This is a genomic window from Qipengyuania zhejiangensis (assembly GCF_035607565.1).
GTDB lineage: Bacteria > Pseudomonadota > Alphaproteobacteria > Sphingomonadales > Sphingomonadaceae > Qipengyuania > Qipengyuania zhejiangensis.
Map to the genome: position 1 here is coordinate 232,777 of NZ_JAYKGO010000001.1, position 20,424 is coordinate 253,200.

Annotated in this window: 18 protein-coding genes and 1 tRNA gene; 7 read left to right on the top strand and 12 right to left on the bottom strand. The window is 62.6% G+C overall.

Annotation, left to right across the window (positions count from 1 at the left end; translation table 11 throughout):
- Nucleotides 1-43 precede the first annotated feature (43 nt).
- Complete coding sequence (locus tag VR863_RS01065) at nt 44-2,845, bottom strand: ATP-binding protein (protein WP_324826588.1); 2,802 nt, start codon at nt 2,843-2,845, stop codon at nt 44-46.
- Nucleotides 2,846-3,027: 182 nt separating this feature from the next.
- Between VR863_RS01065 and VR863_RS01070 the strand changes: the two genes are divergently transcribed.
- Nucleotides 3,028-3,648, top strand: a complete 621-nt coding sequence (locus VR863_RS01070; protein WP_324826589.1) for a TonB family protein — start codon at nt 3,028-3,030, stop codon at nt 3,646-3,648.
- 21 nt (nt 3,649-3,669) lie between these two features.
- Here VR863_RS01070 and VR863_RS01075 read toward each other — a convergent pair whose 3' ends face one another.
- The 6 genes from VR863_RS01075 to VR863_RS01100 form a co-directional block, all read right to left on the bottom strand.
- The gene (locus tag VR863_RS01075; protein ID WP_324826590.1) at nt 3,670-6,225 is read right to left on the bottom strand and encodes an HWE histidine kinase domain-containing protein; all 2,556 of its coding nucleotides are present in this window, start codon (nt 6,223-6,225) and stop codon (nt 3,670-3,672) included.
- Nucleotides 6,222-6,680 (bottom strand): biliverdin-producing heme oxygenase, encoded by a 459-nt coding sequence (locus VR863_RS01080; RefSeq protein WP_324826591.1) that lies wholly within the window; start codon nt 6,678-6,680, stop codon nt 6,222-6,224. The genes VR863_RS01075 and VR863_RS01080 overlap by 4 nt, the downstream gene beginning before the upstream one ends.
- Before the next feature lie 221 nt (nt 6,681-6,901).
- Nucleotides 6,902-7,213 (bottom strand): polyhydroxyalkanoic acid system family protein, encoded by a 312-nt coding sequence (locus VR863_RS01085; protein WP_324826592.1) that lies wholly within the window; start codon nt 7,211-7,213, stop codon nt 6,902-6,904.
- Nucleotides 7,213-7,971, bottom strand: a complete 759-nt coding sequence (locus VR863_RS01090) for a hypothetical protein (protein WP_324826593.1) — start codon at nt 7,969-7,971, stop codon at nt 7,213-7,215. The genes VR863_RS01085 and VR863_RS01090 overlap by 1 nt, the downstream gene beginning before the upstream one ends.
- A gap of 1 nt (nt 7,972) precedes the next feature.
- A complete protein-coding gene (locus VR863_RS01095; RefSeq protein ID WP_324826594.1) occupies nt 7,973-9,184 on the bottom strand; it encodes a toxic anion resistance protein in 1,212 nt (403 codons plus the stop codon).
- A 163-nt stretch (nt 9,185-9,347) separates the two neighbouring features.
- Nucleotides 9,348-11,081, bottom strand: a complete 1,734-nt coding sequence (locus VR863_RS01100) for a fatty acyl-AMP ligase (protein ID WP_324826595.1) — start codon at nt 11,079-11,081, stop codon at nt 9,348-9,350.
- A gap of 130 nt (nt 11,082-11,211) precedes the next feature.
- Between VR863_RS01100 and VR863_RS01105 the strand changes: the two genes are divergently transcribed.
- From VR863_RS01105 to VR863_RS01120, 4 genes are all read left to right on the top strand, one after another.
- The gene (locus tag VR863_RS01105; protein WP_324826596.1) at nt 11,212-11,796 is read left to right on the top strand and encodes a regulatory protein RecX; all 585 of its coding nucleotides are present in this window, start codon (nt 11,212-11,214) and stop codon (nt 11,794-11,796) included.
- Entirely contained in the window at nt 11,763-12,278 is a 516-nt protein-coding gene (locus VR863_RS01110; RefSeq protein ID WP_324826597.1) for a DUF192 domain-containing protein, read from the top strand. Before VR863_RS01105 ends, VR863_RS01110 begins: the two co-directional genes overlap by 34 nt.
- Before the next feature lie 61 nt (nt 12,279-12,339).
- A complete protein-coding gene (locus VR863_RS01115; protein WP_324826598.1) occupies nt 12,340-12,738 on the top strand; it encodes an NADH:ubiquinone oxidoreductase subunit NDUFA12 in 399 nt (132 codons plus the stop codon).
- Nucleotides 12,735-13,238, top strand: coding sequence for a DUF2155 domain-containing protein (locus tag VR863_RS01120; RefSeq protein ID WP_324826599.1), 504 nt, complete (start codon nt 12,735-12,737; stop codon nt 13,236-13,238). The genes VR863_RS01115 and VR863_RS01120 overlap by 4 nt, the downstream gene beginning before the upstream one ends.
- Here VR863_RS01120 and aat read toward each other — a convergent pair.
- On the bottom strand, nt 13,178-13,861 hold the full coding sequence (gene aat, locus VR863_RS01125; protein ID WP_324826600.1) for a leucyl/phenylalanyl-tRNA--protein transferase: 684 nt from the start codon (nt 13,859-13,861) through the stop codon (nt 13,178-13,180). The two genes, VR863_RS01120 and aat, sit on opposite strands and share 61 nt — an antisense overlap.
- An 84-nt stretch (nt 13,862-13,945) precedes the next feature.
- Here aat and VR863_RS01130 point away from each other — a divergent pair.
- A tRNA-Trp gene (locus VR863_RS01130) sits at nt 13,946-14,021 on the top strand.
- Between the two features lie 87 nt (nt 14,022-14,108).
- Here the strand turns inward: VR863_RS01130 and VR863_RS01135 are convergent.
- Nucleotides 14,109-16,925, bottom strand: coding sequence for a hypothetical protein (locus tag VR863_RS01135; RefSeq protein WP_324826601.1), 2,817 nt, complete (start codon nt 16,923-16,925; stop codon nt 14,109-14,111).
- A gap of 244 nt (nt 16,926-17,169) precedes the next feature.
- Here VR863_RS01135 and VR863_RS01140 point away from each other — a divergent pair, with 244 nt between their 5' ends.
- Entirely contained in the window at nt 17,170-18,057 is an 888-nt protein-coding gene (locus tag VR863_RS01140; RefSeq protein WP_324826602.1) for an LOG family protein, read from the top strand.
- Here the strand turns inward: VR863_RS01140 and thiD are convergent.
- The 3 genes from thiD to glmM are packed head-to-tail and all read right to left on the bottom strand — an operon-like array spanning nt 18,054 to nt 20,412.
- Nucleotides 18,054-18,854, bottom strand: coding sequence for a bifunctional hydroxymethylpyrimidine kinase/phosphomethylpyrimidine kinase (gene thiD, locus VR863_RS01145; protein ID WP_324826603.1), 801 nt, complete (start codon nt 18,852-18,854; stop codon nt 18,054-18,056). The two genes, VR863_RS01140 and thiD, sit on opposite strands and share 4 nt — an antisense overlap.
- The gene (locus VR863_RS01150) at nt 18,851-19,075 is read right to left on the bottom strand and encodes a DUF1272 domain-containing protein (RefSeq protein ID WP_324827547.1); all 225 of its coding nucleotides are present in this window, start codon (nt 19,073-19,075) and stop codon (nt 18,851-18,853) included. Before VR863_RS01150 ends, thiD begins: the two co-directional genes overlap by 4 nt.
- A complete protein-coding gene (glmM, locus tag VR863_RS01155) occupies nt 19,075-20,412 on the bottom strand; it encodes a phosphoglucosamine mutase (protein WP_324826604.1) in 1,338 nt (445 codons plus the stop codon). The genes VR863_RS01150 and glmM overlap by 1 nt, the downstream gene beginning before the upstream one ends.
- Between the last annotated feature and the right edge of the window lie 12 nt (nt 20,413-20,424).

Genomic DNA, 20,424 nt, shown 5'->3' on the forward strand with positions numbered 1-20,424 from the left:
CGGCCTTCCTTCTGGATGGCCGCCCCTTTTCATTGGGCAGCCGTCAGGCTGCTTCGAGCAGTTCTTCGGCAAGTTTTCGGCGGGCCTCGGCGTCGTCGCCCGACCGCAAGGCCCGTTCGAACGCGGCTGCCCTCGAGCCGAGTTCCTGCTCCCCGAACATTCCCGCGGTTCCCGCCAGCTTGTGCACGATACGCGCCAGCCGTTCGATCGATGGGCCGTCCATCGGCCCGCCTCGGGCAGCAAACGTGACTGCTTCGATCGCTTCGCGGCGCCTCGCCTGCCACAGCTCTGTGACTCCGCGCGGCTGGGCCTGCGTGACATCCGTCACGACCTGTGGATGCGGCCCGGCTGTATCGGGCCAGTTGGGGGAAGGGAGCCACCGGGCGAGGGTGGAGGCCAGGTCCTCGAACACCAGCGGTTTTGCCAGATGCGCCTGCATTCCGGCATCGAAAGCGGCTTCGATATCCTCGGCATAGGCGTTGGCGGTCAGGGCGATGATCGGCAGCGCCGTTCCGTCGATGCCGTTTGCGCGGATGAGGCGGGTTGCGGCATAGCCATCGCACCCCGGCATCTGGATATCCATCAACACTATGTCGAAGGGGGCGGCGCTGCGATGCGCGGCCGATGCCGCCTCGACCGCCGCGATACCGTCGTGCGCCACTTCCACCGTCTGCCCCAATTGCTCCAGCATCGCGGTGACGAGGATGCGGTTTACATCGTGGTCTTCCGCCAGCAACACCCGGCAACCGGGAAGGGCAGCTAGCGATGGGGAAACGACCGCCCCTTCTGTCCTTGGCAGAGCATCGCATTCGGCGATGGGGATGCGAAGGGTGAAGCGCGATCCCACGCCCGGCATCGAATCGGCACCAAGCGATCCACCCAGCAATACGGCCAGCTGCCGCGAAATGCTGAGGCCCAGACCCGAGCCGCCGTAGCGCCGCGTCGTCTCTCCCTCGGCCTGCACGAACGGGCTGAATACGGCATCCAACCGGCTTTCCTCGATACCGATTCCGGTATCCTCTACCGCGATTGCCAGCTGCCCGTTTTCTTGCTGGATGCTGATTTCGACGCTGCCCTGTTCGGTGAACTTCAAGGCGTTGCCGATCAGGTTGAGCAGGATCTGGCGCAGCCGCAGGCAATCGCTGGCGATGCAGGCCGGAACATCGGCGCCGAACCGCACAGCCATCGCGATGTTCCTGGCGTTTGCGCCAGCCGCGTGCAGTTCGGCGCATTCTGCGGCCAGCTTTCGTATGTCCACCGGTTCACGGGTGATGGAAAGTTGACCCGACTCGATCTTCGAGATGTCGAGGATATCGTTCAGCAGCGCCATCATCGACCGGCCCGACCGCTCGATCAGCTCCGCATAACGGGCTGCTTCGCCTTTCAGGCCTTGCCGCAGCAGAAGATCGGCAAAGCCGAGCACCCCGTTCATCGGGGTGCGGATCTCATGGCTCATGTTGGCGAGGAACTGCGCTTTTGCCTGCGCGGCATTTTCAGCATGGCGCATTGCCCGTTTCAGACGCCGCTCCAGCGCCACTCTGGCGGTGACGTCGCGCGCGGACACCATGATCCCTTCGCGTTCGCCGGTGCGGGCGTCGAACACGGCGGCGCAGTCGGCCTCGATGTAAACCGGTTCGCCATCCGGCGAATCGATCAGGCGGCGATAGGTGAAACGCTCCTTTCTCGTCTCCCCGGTTACCAGGCGGCGTTCGGTTTCGCGCAAGTGTTCGGCGGTTTCAGGGTGGGACCGGTCGCTTGCACGATGCCCGACAAAGCTTTCGCGCGGTGCGCCGAGCACAGCCATCGTGGAAGGCGATGCGTATGTGCACAGGCCGGACGTATCGAAGCGCAGGATCGCGTCGGTGACATTTTCGGTCAGCAAGGCCAATTCGGCCTTCTGGGCCTTAACCTGACGGGTCATTCGTGCGCGCGTGGCGAGGATCGATGCGAACGGCAGGCCGACGAATATCGACGACGCGAGAAATGCCTCCAGCAACACCAATTGTACGTGGTGAGGCTGGGGCACAAGGTTGATCGGTCCCATGCCCATCTCGGTAAATGCGAGCGCGATGACGGCCACGGTTATGGTGGAAAAGGCGGTTCCAAGATTGCCCAGGCGGAAGGCATGAACGACGATGATCGGCGGGACGAGGAAGAGCAGCGGATAGGTCGTCTGCGCGAAGACGGCCACGGTTGCCGCGGTCCCGGCCACGGTCAGGACGACCCACTCTATCGCCTCCGAGCGGTTCGGTACCCGGCGGGCGCGCAGCGCGTCGATCACGATCATGGTGCTTGGCGCTATGATGAGAATGCTCAACGCATCGGCAATCACCCACTTGGTGAAACTGGTCAGCCAGTCCCCTGCGTGAAGGGAAAGCGCACTGGCCGCGATGGCACCCGACAGGATGGGTGCGCACAGCGCTGCGGCGAAGGTGAATTTACCGAGGTCGGTGATGTCTTCCATGCGCGGCTGGCGATGCGCCAACCATCGCGTCAAACGCACCGCCACCGCGATTTCCGCAAGATTTGCGACAGACAGTGTGACCGCGTTCAGCACCGGGTCGCCGGCTTCCAGATTGGCAGCAAGATTGCCAAGTGCCATCGATGCGAGGATCAACTTCTCCCGCGGCACGTCGCACCGCAACAGGATTGCGATGGCGATGGCATTGGGCAGCCAGAGTGCGGCGATGCGCTCTCCGTTGCGGGTGAAGTCGATGCAGATCGACGCGCAAAGACCGAACATGGCACCTGCGATCAGACACAGCACCAATGTCTGGAACGCGGCACCGGCTGGACCTTGACCAGGTGGGTTTGCGATTTCCGGGTTTGTTGCAGGCAGGCTCAAATGACGGCACTCCAGTATGGTCCGCACCACCATTTCGGGCAGGCGCGGAACGCAGAGGGCCTGTTCGCCGTTACTGCTGCATGGTGGACGAGGCGACGCGCTACACAGCAATCCGAAAACGACCCAACCCGTGGGTTATCGCGCTCATCGTTTTGATCCACTTGGGCCTGTTTTACGTACTTGTGCGTAGCTTCGCCCCCGGCGCGGTTGCGACGGTTGAACGCACCGTGGTGTCCGCCTTCACCGTAACGGTTACCGCGCCCGAAGAACCCGAACCCGAAGCGCCAGAACCCGAAGGCGAGCAGGGCGATCCGGGGCGCGACGCGGTCCCCAAACCGGTGACCGCTCCACCGCCCAAGATCCCCGTTCGCAAGGACCCTCCGGCTCCGCGTGCCGCATCGACCGGTGCGGCCAGCACCGCCGGTGCAACCGACGCGGGCGACGGCACCGGGCGATCCGGATCGGGCGTTGGTACGGGCAGCGGCGATGGCGGTTCGGGTCGCGGCGGGGGCGCCGTGACGAAGCCCGAAATTGTTTCGGGAACGCTCAATTCCGCTCGTGATTTTCCGGTGCCCCTGGGCGGACGGGAAGCGCGGATCGGCACCTCGGTCATTGTGAAGGTGACGGTGCAGACCAACGGCCGTGCGACCGATTGCTCAGTCTATCGCGCCAGCCCGTTTCCGGAAACGGACAGCGCGACATGCCGACTGGTCACCGAACGCCTGCGGTTCCGGCCAGCCACCAACGCCGCCGGCGAACCGGTTGCCGCGCCGTTTTATTACCAGCAGCGCTTCTTCAACTGACAACTACTCTGACGAGAGCGCCTACGCGTCGTCCATGTCGCTTGCGATAACCGTAGCGAGGTCGGCGCGGCCATAAGGCTTGGACAGCAATCCGCGAGCGCCGATTTCGTCCAGACGGTCTCTCATTTCGCCGTAGCCGGTGGCAAGCCAGAACGGGATGCCACGCGAAACGAGGTCCTTTGCTACCCGTTCGCTGTTTTCATCGCCCAGATTGTAATCGAGGATGGCAAGATCGGGCGTCTGTTTCTTCAAGAAGTCCAGCGCACCGGGCACCGTGCTTTCGATAAAGACATTGGCAACGCCCAAACCGCGCAGGCAATCTTCGGTGTCCAAAGCGATAATCATGCTGTCTTCGACGAGCAGTACGGTCTCGGGCACGGGCCCTCCTTGCGATGCGTCACCCTTGTCCGGTCCCGGCTTGCGCGTCTGCGGACGAATGGTGCTCCAGTCGACGAAGCGGGACGGGACCAGGAACTGGGCCTCGACGCCTTCCGGCGGGTACTCGATCTTGACGGTGCCGCCCAGTTCGAACGGGATGGAACGCTCGATTATGGTGCTTCCGAATCCCCGCCGCTGCGGTGGGCTGACCGGAGGGCCACCCGATTCGCGCCAGTCGATGAGCAGGTCGCCGTCGCTCTCGCGTGACATCGTGATCGACAGGAAGCCCTTGCGATCGCTGAGCGAGCCGTACTTGGCCGAATTGGTGATCATCTCGTGCAGGACGAGCGCGAGCACCGTGTAGGCTTCGGGTGCGATCATCGCTTCGGGACCGGTCAGTTCGAGCCGGTCGGTCTTGCCCGCCAGAAACGCCTCTGCCTCTGTGTCGATCAGTTCCGACAGCGAAGCGGACGACCAATTGCCCTTCGTGATGTTATCGTGAGCCATCGCCAGCGAGCCGATGCGGCCCCCGATGATGTCTACGAACCCCTCGATATCGGTGGCCTCGCCTTTCGATTGCCCGATCAGGCCGCGGATCAGGTTGAGGATATTGCGGACCCGGTGGTTGAGCTCCGCGATCAGCAATTCCTGCTGTTCCTGTGCCCTGGCGCGTTCGTTCACCGCATCGTCGGTCAACCGCAGGATGACCTCGAGCAACGTGACCCGAAGCCGTTCGGCCATCTGGCGGTCCGTAGGCGACCAAGCTTCTGCGCGGCCTTCGACAGTTTCCTGCCACGCCGCAAAGCTCTTGCGAGGGCTGAGGCGGATCCCGTTCTCGCCGTGTTCGGCCGGCTTTTCCGGATTGCCCGCCCAGGTCACCGTCTGGGACAGGGGCTTGCGCCACAGGACCAGGTAATCGCGCGGCGTGCGCGAAATGGGAATGACCACGGCGCCGGTGACCGTCCCGGCGAAGGCCTGGGCCTTCGGCAGGTGGTCCGCCAGCGCGTCGCTGACCAGCACGCGGCTTGTTGCCGCCGAATTGAGTGCAGGGACGATGGCCCGGAATTCGTCTTCCTCGGGCGCGGCTCCGAACCGGTCATAAACGTCGTCGACGAACACCGAAGCGCCGTCATGGTCGATGATTGCCTGAATGACGGGATCGATCGTTGGCAAGCTTTCAGCCATCGATGCGGCGTCGACAATGTCGCGCATCAACAGGTCATGCACTTCTTCGGCCTTGCTTTGCATGGCCGCCCGTTCGCGTGCCAGCGTGCGTTCGAGGACCAGCGAGAAAAGCTCGGAGAACAGCTCCGCCGCGGCGCGCTGCGAAGGCGGCACCAGCTTGGCAGAATAGTGGTGGCAGGCAAAAAGGCCCCACAGCTTGCCTTCGACCACGATGGAGATCGACAGGGATGCGCCGACACCCATGTTACGCAGATATTCTATATGGATGGGCGATACCGCGCGCAGCGTGCTCATGCTGAGATCGAGCGGGGTGCCATCGACCGACAGTGCCGGTTCGATCGCCACGGGATCGCTGCTGACGTCGGCGATCAGGCGAAAGCGGTTCCGGACATAGAGGGCGCGGGCCTGTTTCGGAATGTCGGTGGCCGGGTACCGCAGGCCGAGAAACGGCTCGACAGCGTCGGATCGCGATTCGGCGATCACCTCGCCCGACGAATCCGCACCGAAACGATAGACCATGACCCGGTCCATGCCGAGATTGGCGCGAAGCTGGCGTGCCGCTTCGTCGGCCATGGCGATGACATCGCTGCGCATTTCCAGTTGCGCCATGATGGGCCGCAACCGCGCCATCTGCCGCTCGATGTCGCTTGGGACATGGGCCTCGATCTCGATGACCGTGTGGTTACCCGAACGGTGAACGGTGCAATCGAACAGCGCCCCTTCGCCGGTCAGGTCGAGCCCGAATGTTCGCTCCACGTGATCGGGTAGCTGCAGGTTTGCAGCCAGGCTGCGCAACTGCGCCAGCGCATCGGGCGAAACGATGCTGGCTAACCGCTCGCCCACCTCGACGGGATTGGCGCGGCCCAGCAGCGCGGCGAAATTGGTCGAACAGTGCGCAATGATCCAATCCGAATTCAGCGCGACAAGTGCGCCGAACGGCTGAATCGTGCCCAGCTGGTGAATGGGCTCGCGGTCACAATTGGTGAGATCCACCGTTTCTGCGGCGGTGTTCATGCGGCGATCTGCATTTCTTCGCGACGTGCAAGTCCCAGGAACCGGTCGAACGTGCGCATCGCACCGCGCAAGGCGTTGTGTGCCGTCGTTTCGTCGGTGGGGGTTTCCAGCACAGGGCGCAGGCGCGACCAGGCAGCGGGCATGGCCGGATCGCACAGGAACCGGTTGGCTTGATCCAGACCGCGCTTGCGCCGTTGCATCAGGATTGCACGGTTGCCCATCGATGATCCCGCCAGCGTCCAGCAAATGCCCAGGGCTTCGCGCATATCGTCGGGTTCGAAACCGTCGAGATCAGTCGGCACGTCAATTCCAAGTTCGGCCAGATCGCGGGCGATCAAGGGGGTCTGCCGCGGCACGGTCACTTCCGATGCGCTGCGTTCGAGCCACGCCTCGATCGGGACGCGTGCACGATACTGAATGGACAGGAATTCGGCGTAACCGTCGCCAAGCGCCATTGGCCCCATCAGGAGGTCAAGCGCGTTATGCGTAGCGCGCGTGGCGCATTTAAGGTGTTCCCGTATCGTCTGCGACCCATCCATCCGTGTCTCCGCCTTCTGCGCAAGGCAAGTGCAGACGCGATTTCGATCCCGATCGAGCGCAGGCTACACCAATTCTAGAAAGTAATTCGAGAAAGGCCAATTAGTTCCACATAACGGCCATTTCCAGACCGGATTTTTCAGCCGCCCGATTTGTCCGCAAGCATTTTTTGTCCCTGGCTGCGGATTGCGCCGGCAATCATCGGTTCGACAAAAGAAAGGGCTGCGGGCAGATTTACTTCGAAGACAACTTGCCCTTCTTCGATCAGAACACGGCCGTCGATCGATTGGCCCATGGTTCCCACGGTCAACGTCATGGTGTCTTCGTTCGGCCACCCCGTGGCCACATCGGCGACGCCGCCGGGCACGAAATTGGCGATTTCACCGCTCCGCGAATGCAGGCGCCGGCGGACCTCTGCCTTGTCGAGTTCGTGCTTGATCGGAACGCGCATCAGGTCTTGTGCTCCAGTTGAGGGCTGGTTTCGATACCTTCCCCGAACTTGTAATCGAGGTAGCGGTGCTTGATCGCCAGATCGTCGAGCGACCCTTCGGCAAGCTGCCGGGTGATGGAATCGATTTCGCCGCTGATCTTCGAAAGGCTGTCGGTCAGCTGTTCGTCCGGCGTGATGCCCGCGCGCTTTTCGGTGCGAAGGTGGGCCGGAATCTTGCGATAGCTGTCGACCATTTCAGGCAATTGTTCGCCGACCAGGCTGCGGATTTCGCGCGCCTTCGGGTGGTTCTGGTCGAGGCCTTCGAGCTGGTATCCTAGCCCGTCAAGCTGGACCCCGATCGTATCCACCAGACCCACGGCGGGGGCGGGCAGGGCGGGGCGCTGGGCCTCGAGCCACAGTTCGGTGCGGCTGACCATTTGCTGGACGTTGCCCTTGTTGATGTCCGCCCGCCTGGGTGTCTTCATCTTCGGGAAATTGCCGAACACGGCCACCGCAACGACGCTTGCAACCACAAGCGCCATCACCCCGGCGAAACCGATCCCGTCAAGGATCAGCCCGAGCGCGCCCATGCCAACCCAGATCGCAAACAGCGCGATGGCGATATTGCGCAGCCTCTTGCCGAAATGCTGCCGTTTGGCGCGGGCCGATCCTTCTCCGATGGACGGTGCGCGCCGATGGCGCCCACCGTCACGGTTGTCGCGAACGAGCGCCTTGCCGTCGGACAAGATCCGGTCACTGTCGCGGGTAAGGTCGCTCATGCTACTCGACCGAAAGCAGGGCGCTTTCGCTGACCTGCTTCTGCGCCTGCGCCTGGCCTTCGGCGCGGGCGATGTATCCCTTCGATTTCTCGACCTCGTCGGTAAGCAGATTGACCGTCTGCTTCATGCTGTCGAGCGCGCGAAGCTTGAAGGAATCCACTTCGTCCATCGTGTCGTAGATGTTCTGGAACGCACGTTGCAGGGTTTCCAGCGGGATGGTGCTGGAGGCGGCCTGTTCGTGGATCTTGCCGGTCTGTTCGCGCAGCATGGTGCTGGTCGAATCGATGATGCCGGCGGTGGTTTCGTTGAGCGCGGTGATCTGCCCCAGCACCAGGCGCTGGTTGGTCATCGCTTCGGCCACCGTCACCGCAGTCCGCAGCGCGCCCACCGTGGTGGTGCTGGCGCGGTCGACGCCTTTCACCAGCTCCACGTTGTTCTTCTTGACCAGATCGAGCGCGAGGTAGCCCTGAACGCTGACCGCCATCTGCGTCAGCAGGTCCTGCGTGCGCTGGCGGACATAGAACAGCGCGGTTTCGCGAACCGCCTTGGCCTTGGCCGGATCGGTCGCGTCGAGTTCAGCGGCCTTTTCTTCAAGCTTTTCGTCCAGCGTGCGCGAAATATGGATCATCTGCTCCAGATTGCCCATCGCCTCCCACAGCTTCTGGCGCTCCACGTCGATCGCGGCGTTGTCCATGATCAGTTCGTCCTTGCCGCTGGCAAGGTTGGTCAGGATGCCCTGGATATGGCCTTGCGCGCTCTGATAGCTGCGGAAGTAATTGGTCAGCTTGTTGCCGAACGGAATGATGCCCAGGATCTTGCGGGCGCCGGACAATTTGCCGCGCTTGCCCGGGTCCAGTTCTTCGACCACGCGCCGCAATTCGGCCAGATCGGCGCCCACGCCCTGATCCTTGTCCATTGCCCGGATCGGTCGGTCGAGGAAGCGATTGGACATGCCCGCCGCCGCCAGGATTTCCTTGCGACCCATGTTGGTCAGCTGGTCGACCTTCTTGCCGAATTCAGGAGAATTGGCATCGATCGAGATGAGATCGGCAACGAAGCCGTCCACCTTGGTTTCCAGCTTGCTCTTCACGTCTTCCGACACGGGCACCAGCCCGACGGCCTGTTCGGGCGCAACCTGCGGCACCGGATCGGGCGGCGTCAGGTCGAATGCGGTCGCGGTGGCGGTGGCGGTTTGCTTCGTGGTGTCGCTCATGGTGGCGCGGGTCTCCCCTTATAGCGGGCGCAATTGTCTCTACCGCCTGTATTAAGGGCCTAAGACACGATGTTCAAGGCGGCACGCATCTTCTGCGCTCTACACGCCCCTGCGGGCAAGCCTTTTCAAGCACTCAGCCGCCCGAAAGCGCCCTGCGCGAATCTCAGGCTGCGAGGTCGATCGGTTGTATTTCGCCTGCCAGATAAAGGCGTTTTGCCTTTGCCCGGCTGAGCTTGCCCGAACTGGTGCGCGGCAACGTGCGCGGCGGAACGAGTTCGACGACACAGCTCATGCCGGTGACGCCGCGGACCTTGTCGGCAATCTGGTCACGCAGCTTGATGCGTTCTTCCGGGTCGGACACGCGGCAATGGACCAGCACGGCGGGGGCTTCTTCGCCGTTTTCGGTTTCGACCGAGAAGGCGGCAATGTCGCCATGGTTGAAACCGGGCAACTGTTCGACCGCCCATTCGATATCCTGCGGCCAGTGGTTCTTGCCGTTGATGATGATCATGTCCTTCGCCCGGCCGACGATGAACAGGTATCCGTTGGCCATGTAGCCCATGTCACCAGTGTCTAGCCAACCGTCGACGAGGCATTCGGTCGTCGCTTCCTCGTTGCGGAAATAGGAGTGCATCACGCTGGTGCCGCGGCACCAGACCTTGCCGATCTGGTGATCGCCGCGGAGCGCCGAATTTTCTCCGCGAATCTCGACTTCCATGCCCGGGATCGGTTTTCCGCAATTGACGATGGCGCGGTATCGGGCTGGCTTCGACAGGTCGCGCGGGCGGCCCGAAAGCTGTTCTTCCTCGACCAGTTCGACCCGAATGCCTTCGCGTGGCGGCATGACGGTGACCGCCAGCGTCGCTTCGGCGAGGCCGTAGCTGGGGGTGAAGGCGTTGGCCTTGAACCCGGCTTCGGCAAAGGCGTTGACGAAGCTTTGCATCACGTCGGGACGGATCATGTCCGCGCCATTGCCGGCCGTGCGCCAGCGCGACAGGTCGAAACGGTCCCCGACATGGCTCTGGCTGGAGATGCGGCGGGCGCAGATATCGTAGCCGAAGGTGGGCGAATAGGAGAGCGTGGTCCCGCCGTTGCGGCTGATGAGGTCAAGCCATGCGAGCGGGCGACGCGCAAAATGTTCGGTCTTCAGGTAATCGATCGAAACCTGGTTGGAAATCACCGAGAGAAAGCAGCCGACCAGGCCCATGTCATGGTACCACGGCAGCCAGCTGACCACGCGGTCGTTGGTGCCGATATCCATCGATTCGGCATGGCCCTTGAGATTGTGGAGCAAGGCTTCGTGGGTCACGGCGACCCCGGTGGGGAAACGCGTCGAGCCGCTGGAGTACTGGAGGTAGCAGATGTCTTCGGGGCGCGCTTCGGGAAGGTCGCATTCCGGGTCGGGACGCAGGGCGAAATCTTCCCAGCTTTGCCCTTCGCAGCCCTGCCGCTGTGCCGCAGCTGCGGCCATTTCGCCGATTTCGTCCGGATAGATCAGAATTCGCGGGTCGCTGCTTTCGAGCTGGACCGAAAGCTGTTCGATATAGCCTTCCTTGCCGCCGAAGCCCGTGGGCAGCGGCAGCGGGACGGGCCACGCGCCGGCGAAGACGCAGCCGCAGAACAGCGCTGCAAATTCGGGGCTGGTTTCGGCCACCAGGGCAACGCGGTCGTCCTTGCCGATGCCGGATGCCACAAGCTGGCGCGCAACCTTCAACGCATCGTCGCGCATGTCCGCGAAGGGATAAACCCGCTCCAGCGTGGCGCGCATATCGTGAAAATTGAGCCCCTTTGCACTTCGGGCGGCGTAATCGACCGCCTCGGTGAAGGTCGCAAAGTCGGAACGGCGACGTGGCAGGTCGCAATCGTTCGGCGTCGGCGTGATAACGGCGTCGGTCATAATTTTGTAGCGATACCCGTCGATTGTGTGGGCCTGTCGGCCACCGTTATGGTCCCAATGGCGCTTGCCTGCGTGCAAGAGCCCGCGCAGTCTTTCCCATTCGAAGCGTTGTGTGGCAAGATTATGGCCGATGGATCAGGACGGTGCAACATCGCGGCGCGCTCGTCGCACGCCAAAACCGCTCGACCGGACACGGTTGGAGGAACTGGCGCTTGCCTATGTGGCGCGATTCGCGACCAGCGCTGGCAAGCTGGAAGCCTATCTGCGCCGCAAGTTGCGGGAACGTGGATGGGACGGCGATGACCAACCGGACCTGCCTGCTCTCGTCGAACGGTTCGTGGAACGTAAGTACGTCGATGACGCCGTTTACGGCAAGGCCAAGGCCCAGGGCCTGCTTGCGCGGGGATACGGGGCGCGGCGAATCGACCAGGCGTTGCGTGCCGCGGACATCGCCGAGGATTTGCGCGCCGACCTGGGCCCCGACGAGACGCAGCGGCGCGATGCCGCAGTCGCCTTTGCCCGCAGGCGCCGGTTCGGGCCGTTCGATCCGCACCCTTCGCGCGATCCGCAAGAACTGACGGCCAAGCGCGAAAAGCGGCTTGCCGCGATGGTACGCGCGGGCCATGACTTCGACGCAGCGCGCCGTGTAACGGATGCCGCCACGATCGAGGAGCTCGAGCAATGGGTCGCCGAAGCACAAGACGAATATACCTGAACCGCGCCATCGCTTTCGCTTGTGCAGGCGTGTTGGCCGCGTGTTCGCCGCAGACGTCGGCGGAAACGACACCGTCCAACGAACCGGCGCAAAGCGCCAGCCATCCGGTCTCCGGGCTGCGGGTGGTGCCGCTCACGGTGACGGGCGCTGCAGGCACGCACAGCTTCGATGTCGAGGTGGCCGACACCGATCAGGCCCAGCAGCAAGGCCTCATGTTCCGGACCGAACTGCCCGACAATGAAGGCATGATCTTCCCTTACGAAGGGATCACGGCCCAAAGTTTCTGGATGAAGAACACCCCCTTGCCGCTCGACATCATATTTGTCGGACCCAACGGGACGATCAGCAACATAGCCGCGATGACGACGCCCTATTCGCTCGACCCGGTCTATTCCATCGGGCCGGTCCTGGCGGTTCTGGAACTTCGCGGCGGACTGGCCGCAGAACTGGGGATCGTTCCCGGCGACAAGGTGGAATGGTAGTGGCGAATTCCCGCATCGCGGCGCTTGGCCCGCGGGCGGGAATCGGCTAACCGCGCTGCCCATGAGTATCCTCGGCAAGATCTTCACCTGGTGGGACGGCGCTACTATTGGCACGCTCCTGTGGTCCTCGCGCAATGGCGAACGCATCGGCACCGATGCGCAAGGCAACGCATACTTCCGCTCGAAGAAGCGCGGCGCTGGCCAGCGTGAACGGCGCTGGGTAATCTACAACGGTGCAAACGATTCCAGCCGGGTTCCGGCCGAATGGCACGGCTGGCTGCACGGATCTTTCGACGACGTGCCCGAAAGCCACCTTCCGCCCCCGCGCATTTGGGAAGCCGATTATACGCCCAATGCCACCGGAACCGTGTCGGCCTACCGTCCGGCGGGCGCGCTGGAAAGCGGCGGCAAGCGGGCCCGTGCTACCGGCGATTACGAAGCATGGTCGCCGGACGCGTGAGCGTGAGGCGGGCGCTGGCCCTCGTTTGCGGCGTTGCGCTGCTCGGCGCGTGCGGGGATGACGGCCCGCAGGAGCCGGCTGCCGTCGAAACCGAAATTCCCGACGAATTGAAACAGGATGCCCTGGTTCCGCCGGTATCCGCCGAAGCCGGGCTGGGCACGCCGATGGAAGATCGGGTGGCAACGCTCGGCCTGTTGAACAAACGCAACAACGTCAGCCAGACCCTGGAAATGAAACCGGGCGAACAACGCCGCATAGGCGATGTGATTGTCCGCCTGCAGGCGTGCGAGCGGACCGCGCCGTGGGAAATGCCGAAGGAAACCGGCGCCTTTGTCCAGGTGCTGGTCAGCGATCGTGGCAGTAACGATCAGTTTCGCCGCGTCTTTTCAGGCTGGCTGTTCAAGAATTCGCCCAGCCTCAACGTGGTCGAACACCCGGTCTACGATGTCTGGGTCAAGGATTGCACGATGAGCTTTCCCGGCGAAGGCGAATCGGAATAACGCGCAATTGATGCCGGGATGGTCATGGTTGGCCGGCCCGCCGCCGATTTGAGCAGGCCCAGATATTGCGCTTGCGGGATCGCCACGGCGCCAAGGCTGGCGAGATGTTCGGTCATGAACTGACAGTCGAGCAGCTTGTAACCGGCATCGCGCATCGCCGCGATCAGCCACGCTAGCGCCACCTTGCTGGCGTTGTCGGCACGGCTGAACATGCTTTCCCCGCAGAACACCCGGTCGAACGCGACGCCATACAGCCCGCCGACCAGTTCCTGCCCCTGCCAGCATTCGATCGAATGGGCGTGACCGGCCTGGTGCAGCGCGTTGTAGCTGTCTTCGATCCGGTGGCTGATCCAGCTTTCGGCGTGCTCTTCGCGTGGTTCGGCGCAGGTGGCGATTACGGCAGCGAAATTCCGGTCGCAGGTCACGCGGAAGCGATCCTGCCGCAAGGCCTTCTTCAAGCTCTGTGATACGCGAAAGCCATCGAGCGGGAAGACCGCGCGTTCACGCGGTTCGACCCAGTACACTTCCTCGTCGCTGCGATGGTCCGCCATCGGGAACACACCGGCCCGATAGGCGCGCAGGAGCAATTGGGGCGGTATGGCGTGGGAAACGGGCGCATGCATGGCTGCTATCCTAACACTTCACCTTCGTGCGCGATATCCGCCTTGCCATTCGTCTGCGCCCATACTAATGCGCGCCCTCGCTGCAGGGGTGTAGCTCAGCTGGTAGAGCATCGGTCTCCAAAACCGAGGGCCACGGGTTCGAATCCTGTCACCCCTGCCATTTCTTCCAGCGCCGGTTTTTCGCGACCCCAAGAAATTGGGGCGCCCGGCCTTGGCCGGACGCCCCTGAAACGTGGCCTAAGCCGGTTTAGAAGATGAAGTCGCTCGATTGCAGGAAGTTGACGTCCTCGAGCCGCAGCACCAGGTCCGCATTGCCATCGCCATTGGTGTCCATCTGCAGCAATGAGCCATAGGCCGTTGCACTGTACCGCATCTGGCCTGCAACGCCGGTAAAGGCGTTCGTGCCGATAAAGGTGAAGGCCTGGTCGCCCGCCATGTCGGTGCGGGCATCGATGCCCGACAAATCGATACGGTCGCCCTCGACGCGGTAGAAATCCAGGATTGCATCGGTCGCATCTTCGGTCGACCCGAGATCGCCGTTGCCGAAGACGAACCGGTCGGCGCCGTAGTTGCCGAAAAGCAGATCGTTGCCCCCTCGACCGATGATGATGTCGTCCCCGCCGTTGCCCTGGATGTAATTGTCGAGCGCGTTGCCGGTCAGCCTCTGGCCGCTTTGGCCGGTGCCGATCAGATACTCGAAATTATCCAGCAAGGTGTAGTCGGTTCCCACCAGGACCGCATCCGTGCCCTGGTTGGCATATTCGATGATCTGATCGCCCATGTCGTCCAGAATGTAGACATCGTTGCCCTGGCCGCCGATCAGGATATCGGTTCCGGCACCGCCACGCAGCGTGTCGTTGCCGCCCCCGCCGTTCAACGTGTCGTTGCCGGAATCCCCGAAGAGTTCGTCGCTTCCGGCGCCGCCATACAGCGTGTCGTTGCCCCAGCCGCCATCGAGGGTGTCGTCACCCGAGCTGGCGTAGATGATGTCATCCCCGTCGCCGGCAAAAAGGACATCGTGCCCGCCATTGCCGCGCAGCTGATCATCGCCGTCGCCGCCATAGATCTGGTCATCCCCGGCCGCACCGGTCAGGCGATCGTTGCCGTATCCCCCTTCTATATAGCCGCCGAACGCACCGCGCAGGGTCAGGACGTTGTCCAGATCGTTTCCGCCGAGCGTGATCGGGCCGTTGTCGGTGATCCCGATCGCATTCTCGATATACTCACCGAGGTAATAGCTGACCGTCGTCTGGACGGTGTCGATACCGCCACCCTCATACTCGATGACGTAATCCAGATATTCGTCGATGAAATAGCGGTCATTGCCCGCGCCGCCGATCAGGGTATCGAAACCGGTCCCGCCATAAAGGCGGTCGTTACCGTCGCCGCCTTCGAGCAAATCGTTGCCGGCCCCGCCGCTCAGGAAGTCATTGCCGGCATTACCGATCAGCACATCGTCACCCGAATAGCTGGTGAGACGGTCGGCAAAGGCACCTCCGACCATGCGATTGTCGAGGCCATTGCCATAAAAGAAGTGCGAATTGTCGCGTTCGCCGATGATGTTTTCGAAGTTCGCGGCCAGCGTGAAATTGGCAAGCACGGTCCGGATCGTGTCTGTGCCCGAATTGGCATTTTCAACCACGACATCGCCGCTGCTGTCGATCACGTAGGTGTCGTTTCCGGCACCGCCGTTCATGTAATCGACCCCCTCACCGCCATCGAGCAAATCGTTGCCGTCGCCGCCGTAAAGGGAATCGCGATTGCGTCCGCCATAGAGGCTGTCGTTGCCGTCACGGCCATACAGGAGATCGTCCCCGCCATTGCCGTAGATGCGGTCGTTCCCGCCGCGGCCATTCACGGTGTCGTTGTAATTTGTGCCCCATATCCAGTTGGCGCTGTTGTTGCCCGTGATGTCGACGGCGGCATCGATACGGATGTCCAGATTTTCGACGTTGTCGGGCATCGTATAGGTGGAAAGGTTGGACAGCCGGATCGTGTCCATCCCTTGGCCGTAGCGTTCGACCACGACATCCCCGGCGTTGTCGACATAATAGTAATCGTCGCCCCGAAGCCCTTCCATCAGGTCCGCGCCGGTCGTGCCGGTGAAGGTTTCGTTGCGGCCGGACACGTTGATCAGCGTTACGCGGCCAATGTTGGTGTCCGTGATGGAGATAATCCCTCCGTCCGGAGAAATCTGGACCTGATCACCGAAACCGATGGTGTTGTCGAAGCTCGAGGCGGGAATATCGAACCGCTCGATCACGCTCCAGTCGGATACGCTGTACTGAACCAGTTGCCCCAGGTCGGGGTGGAGGACGTACAGCGATTCGCCATCGGCGCTGAAGACCAGTCCTTCGATGGTTGCATTCAGCCAGACGTTCTGGATTGCGACAAGATTGGTGTCGTAGACATTGATCGACCCGTAATAGCCGAACTGGACCACGAGGCCGGCCGTCTCGCTGATCGCCTGTGCCCCCCAGTTGAAGCCGGAATTGACGTTGCTCTGGTAGTTGTCGCCGGTGGCGGTCACGGTGTTGGTGCGGTCATCGAAAATGGCCAGAGGGCCGTTCGAGACACCGGGTTCGGCAATCAGCGTCAGGTGGCCGTCTTCGACCAGAACGCTGCTGCCCGAGGAATAATCGGCGAGGTCGATGGGGCTGAGGGTGCCTGCGCCCAGATCGATGACATAGCCCTGCGGACCGGTAACGATCGCAGTGTCGGCGTCGACCACTTCGATATCATAGAATTCGGTGTCGGCACGAATGTTCGACCGGGCGCCGGTCGCGGTATCGATGACCTTGATCAGACCAGCGCTTACACCGTCGCCGCCCTGGATCACGACGTAGAGCGTGCTGCCGTCTTCGGACAGGCTGATGCCGCCCGGCGTTCCGCCCGCATTCCAGTTGTTGACCACCGATCCGGTTGCGGTGTCATAGACGACGATGCGGCCGTCACTGGTGGCAACGTAGAACAGGGAGCCATCGGGGCTGAACTGCGTGCTTACGGCGCCCGACTGGCGAATAGTGCTCTGCGTATAACTGTCGTTGCCTATGTAACTTGGCATTGTCTTGCGCTCCCACAGCGGCACCCAATGCTCGACAAGGAGAGAGCGGCCGCGACCCTAAAATGAAACGGCCCTCTGCAGGCCCGCTGAGCCAATAAATAGCCGACCTGCAAGTATTGGCAAGATTTTGTATTTCGGTTCGAAATTTTTTCCGCAGTATTGGCGCGGGTCGACATCGCCCCATCGCGCAGCGCGGGCAAGCGCCCGCTTGTGCAGCCGTGTGCGGCGCACTATCGCGCTACGCATGACAGAAGATGAAAAGCGAAATAGCGATCTCGGGGATCGCAAGTTCTATCCCGCCGACCAAGAGGCCAAGTTCGAGAAAGAACAGACGCACCACACCCCCCAGACGTCGCACCCGGCTTACAAGCTGGCGTTTCAGGACCGCGATTTTCTGCTGCGGCAGGAACTGCGTCCGGTGCGTTTCCAGCTCGAATTGCTGAAACCCGAAATGCTCCTCGACGAAGCGGGCGTCGGTTCCACGCTGGTAATGTACGGGTCTGCCCGAATCCCTTCGCCCGAAGCGGCCAAGGCCGCGCTCGAGCAGGCAAAGGACCTGCCCGAGGACGAGCGCCGCGTGGTCGAGCGGCTGGTCGCCAAGAGCAAGTATTACACCGAGGCCTACAAGCTGGCCAAGCTGGCCAGCGACAAGTCGATCATCGAGGATGGCAAGCGCCAGTTCGTGGTGTGTTCGGGCGGCGGGCCGTCGATCATGGAAGCGGCCAACAAGGGCGCGAGCGACGCTGGCGCCGAATCGATCGGTCTCAACATCGTTCTTCCGCACGAGCAGGCCCCCAACACCTACGTCACGCCCTATCTCAGTTTCCAGTTCCACTACTTCGCGCTCAGGAAAATGCACTTCCTGTTGCGCGCCAAGGCCGTGGCCGTGTTCCCGGGCGGGTTCGGCACTTTCGACGAATTCTTCGAGCTGCTGACGCTGATCCAGACAGGCAAGATGAAGCCGATGCCGATCTTGCTGTTCGGCAAGGAATTCTGGAACCGCGTGATCGACTGGGACGCATTTGCGGAAGAAGGGACGATTTCGAAGAAGGACCTGGATCTGATCCACTGGTGCGAAACCGCGGAAGAAGCCTGGGCCTATCTGTGCGAGTTCTACGACCTGAACTGTTAATCCAGTGTCCGCACCGCCTGGTGTCCAAGGGGGCCGTTGCCTTCGCCGAAACCGGGCGCATTTTCGATCGCCGCATAGGTAAACGCACGCGCCACGCGCACGGCGTGGGTCAATGGTTGTCCGTGACCCAGCAATGTCGCCAGCGCGGCGGACAGTGTGCACCCGGTGCCATGCGTGTGCCGGGTGTCGATCCGGGCGTGGCCGAAACTGGCCAGCTTCCCCTTCGGCGATACGATCCGGTCGATGGCCTCGGCGCCTTCGCCGTGCCCGCCCTTGGCCAGCACGATGGTATCCTGCGCCTCGGCCAGTTGCTGCGCGGCTTCGAACACGTCGTCGTCCGCGATAGCTGCACGACCGGTCAGCGCGGCAAGTTCGGGCAGATTGGGTGTCACGATGGTCGCGATCTGCATCAGCGGGCCGAAGGATGCGATGGTCGCTTCATCGACGAGGTCGGAACCGCTGGTCGCAACCATGACGGGGTCGAACACGATTGCACCGGCGAAACTGTCGAGCCGTTCGGCCAGCAGCATGGCGATTTCGGGTGAGCCCAGCATGCCGATCTTGATGGCGTCGGCCCCGATGTCGTCCAGGCAACTGTCGACCTGGTCCATTACCAGTTCGGGATGCATGACTTCGATCCCTTGCACGCCGCGGGTGTTCTGCGCCGTGACAGCTGTGATTGCCGTCATCGCATAGCCGCCCAGCATCGTGATGGTCTTGATATCGGCCTGAATGCCGGCGCCGCCCGAACTGTCGGACCCGGCGATGGATAGAATGCGGGGCGGGGGCGTGGTCATCCCTTGAATTTCCGTTCGGCGCTGGGCGGATATTCAGCGTGCAATTTGGCTGCGCGGGTGGGGCGATCCATCAGTTCGCCTCCGCAATTGGGGCAGACGTCGTCGAGCGTGTCGGCGCAGCCGGCGCAGAACGTGCATTCGAAGCTGCAGATGAAAGCGCCGGGTGCCTCTGCCGGAAGATCAGTGCCGCATTTTTCGCAGTCGGGCCGCATTTCCAGCATCACACCGCACCCCTTACTGCATCGCAAATCCGGTCGACCACCGCCACGACCTGGGCGGCATCGTCCCCTTCGGCCATGACCCGAATCAACGGTTCGGTGCCCGAAGGCCGGATGACAAGACGCCCTTTGCCTTCCAGTTCCGCTTCGGCATCCGCGATCGCCTGCATCACCGTCCTGTTTTCGAGCGGCCGACCTTTCGAATAGCGCACGTTCTTGAGCAATTGGGGCACGGGATCGAAAGCGTGCAGCAGTTCGCTTGCCGGACGTTGCGAACGCACCAGACTGGCCAGAATGCGCAGCGCGGCCACCGTCCCGTCGCCCGTGGTTCCGTGATCGAGGAGGATCATGTGGCCCGACTGTTCGCCGCCAACATTGAACCCGCCTTCCTTCATGCGCTCCAGCACGTAGCGATCGCCGACCTTCGTACGCTCGAGCGTCAGGCCGATACCCTGCAGGTAGCGTTCCAGGCCAAGATTGCTCATCACCGTGGCAACCACACCGCCACCGCGCAACGACCCGCGTTCCTGCATGCGGCTGGCGATGACCGCCATGATCTGGTCGCCATCGATGGTGTTGCCCTTCTCGTCGATAACGATCAGCCGGTCGGCATCACCGTCCAGCGCGATGCCGATGTCCGCCCCTTCGGCAACGACGCGGGCCTTGATCGCATCGAGCGATGTGGACCCGACATCCTTGTTGATGTTGGTGCCGTTCGGCTCGACACCCATTGCAATGACCTCGGCGCCCAGTTCCCAGATCGCGCTGGGGGCCACCTGGTAGGCCGCGCCATTGGCGCAATCGACCACCACCTTCAGCCCGTCGAAGCGGATATCGCTGGCGACCGACTGCTTGACCGCGTGGATGTAGCGGCCCCGCGCATCGTCGATGCGGCGTGCCCGCCCGATCCGCGACGGTTCGACGAGCAGGGGTTCCTGCCCGATCAATCGCTCGATCGCCGCTTCCGCGTCGTCGGACAACTTGAACCCATCGGGCCCGAACAGCTTGATCCCGTTATCTTCGAAGGGATTGTGGCTGGCGGAAATCATTACACCCAGATCGGCGCGCATTTCCCGCGTGAGCAAGGCAATCGCCGGCGTGGGCAATGGACCGGTCATGATCACATCCATGCCGACGCTGGTAAATCCGGCCACCAGCGCGCTTTCCATCATGTATCCGGAAAGGCGGGTGTCCTTGCCGATCACGACACGGTGCCGGTGGCCGCCGCGAAGGAAGTGCGTGCCGGCGGCCTGGCCCACGCGCATGGCGGTGGCGGCGGTCATGACGCCTTCGTTGGTCCGCCCGCGGATACCATCGGTGCCAAAGAACTTGCGTGTCATCTGTTACTCGCC

What these genes read in the sequence shown, in the direction of transcription:
- VR863_RS01085 (WP_324826592.1), bottom strand. Translation starts at nt 7,213, where the DNA reads ATGCGCGTTCCGATCAAGCACGAACTCGACAAGGCAGAGGTCCGCCGG.
- VR863_RS01095 (WP_324826594.1), bottom strand. Translation starts at nt 9,184, where the DNA reads ATGAGCGACACCACGAAGCAAACCGCCACCGCCACCGCGACCGCATTC.
- VR863_RS01090 (WP_324826593.1), bottom strand. Translation starts at nt 7,971, where the DNA reads ATGAGCGACCTTACCCGCGACAGTGACCGGATCTTGTCCGACGGCAAG.
- VR863_RS01135 (WP_324826601.1), bottom strand. Translation starts at nt 16,925, where the DNA reads ATGCCAAGTTACATAGGCAACGACAGTTATACGCAGAGCACTATTCGC.
- VR863_RS01115 (WP_324826598.1), top strand. Translation starts at nt 12,340, where the DNA reads ATGAGTATCCTCGGCAAGATCTTCACCTGGTGGGACGGCGCTACTATT.
- VR863_RS01140 (WP_324826602.1), top strand. Translation starts at nt 17,170, where the DNA reads ATGACAGAAGATGAAAAGCGAAATAGCGATCTCGGGGATCGCAAGTTC.
- glmM (WP_324826604.1), bottom strand. Translation starts at nt 20,412, where the DNA reads ATGACACGCAAGTTCTTTGGCACCGATGGTATCCGCGGGCGGACCAAC.
- VR863_RS01110 (WP_324826597.1), top strand. Translation starts at nt 11,763, where the DNA reads ATGGGTCGCCGAAGCACAAGACGAATATACCTGAACCGCGCCATCGCT.
- VR863_RS01075 (WP_324826590.1), bottom strand. Translation starts at nt 6,225, where the DNA reads ATGAACACCGCCGCAGAAACGGTGGATCTCACCAATTGTGACCGCGAG.
- thiD (WP_324826603.1), bottom strand. Translation starts at nt 18,854, where the DNA reads ATGACCACGCCCCCGCCCCGCATTCTATCCATCGCCGGGTCCGACAGT.
- aat (WP_324826600.1), bottom strand. Translation starts at nt 13,861, where the DNA reads ATGCATGCGCCCGTTTCCCACGCCATACCGCCCCAATTGCTCCTGCGC.
- VR863_RS01100 (WP_324826595.1), bottom strand. Translation starts at nt 11,081, where the DNA reads ATGACCGACGCCGTTATCACGCCGACGCCGAACGATTGCGACCTGCCA.
- VR863_RS01105 (WP_324826596.1), top strand. Translation starts at nt 11,212, where the DNA reads ATGGATCAGGACGGTGCAACATCGCGGCGCGCTCGTCGCACGCCAAAA.
- VR863_RS01150 (WP_324827547.1), bottom strand. Translation starts at nt 19,075, where the DNA reads ATGCTGGAAATGCGGCCCGACTGCGAAAAATGCGGCACTGATCTTCCG.
- VR863_RS01080 (WP_324826591.1), bottom strand. Translation starts at nt 6,680, where the DNA reads ATGGCGCTTGGCGACGGTTACGCCGAATTCCTGTCCATTCAGTATCGT.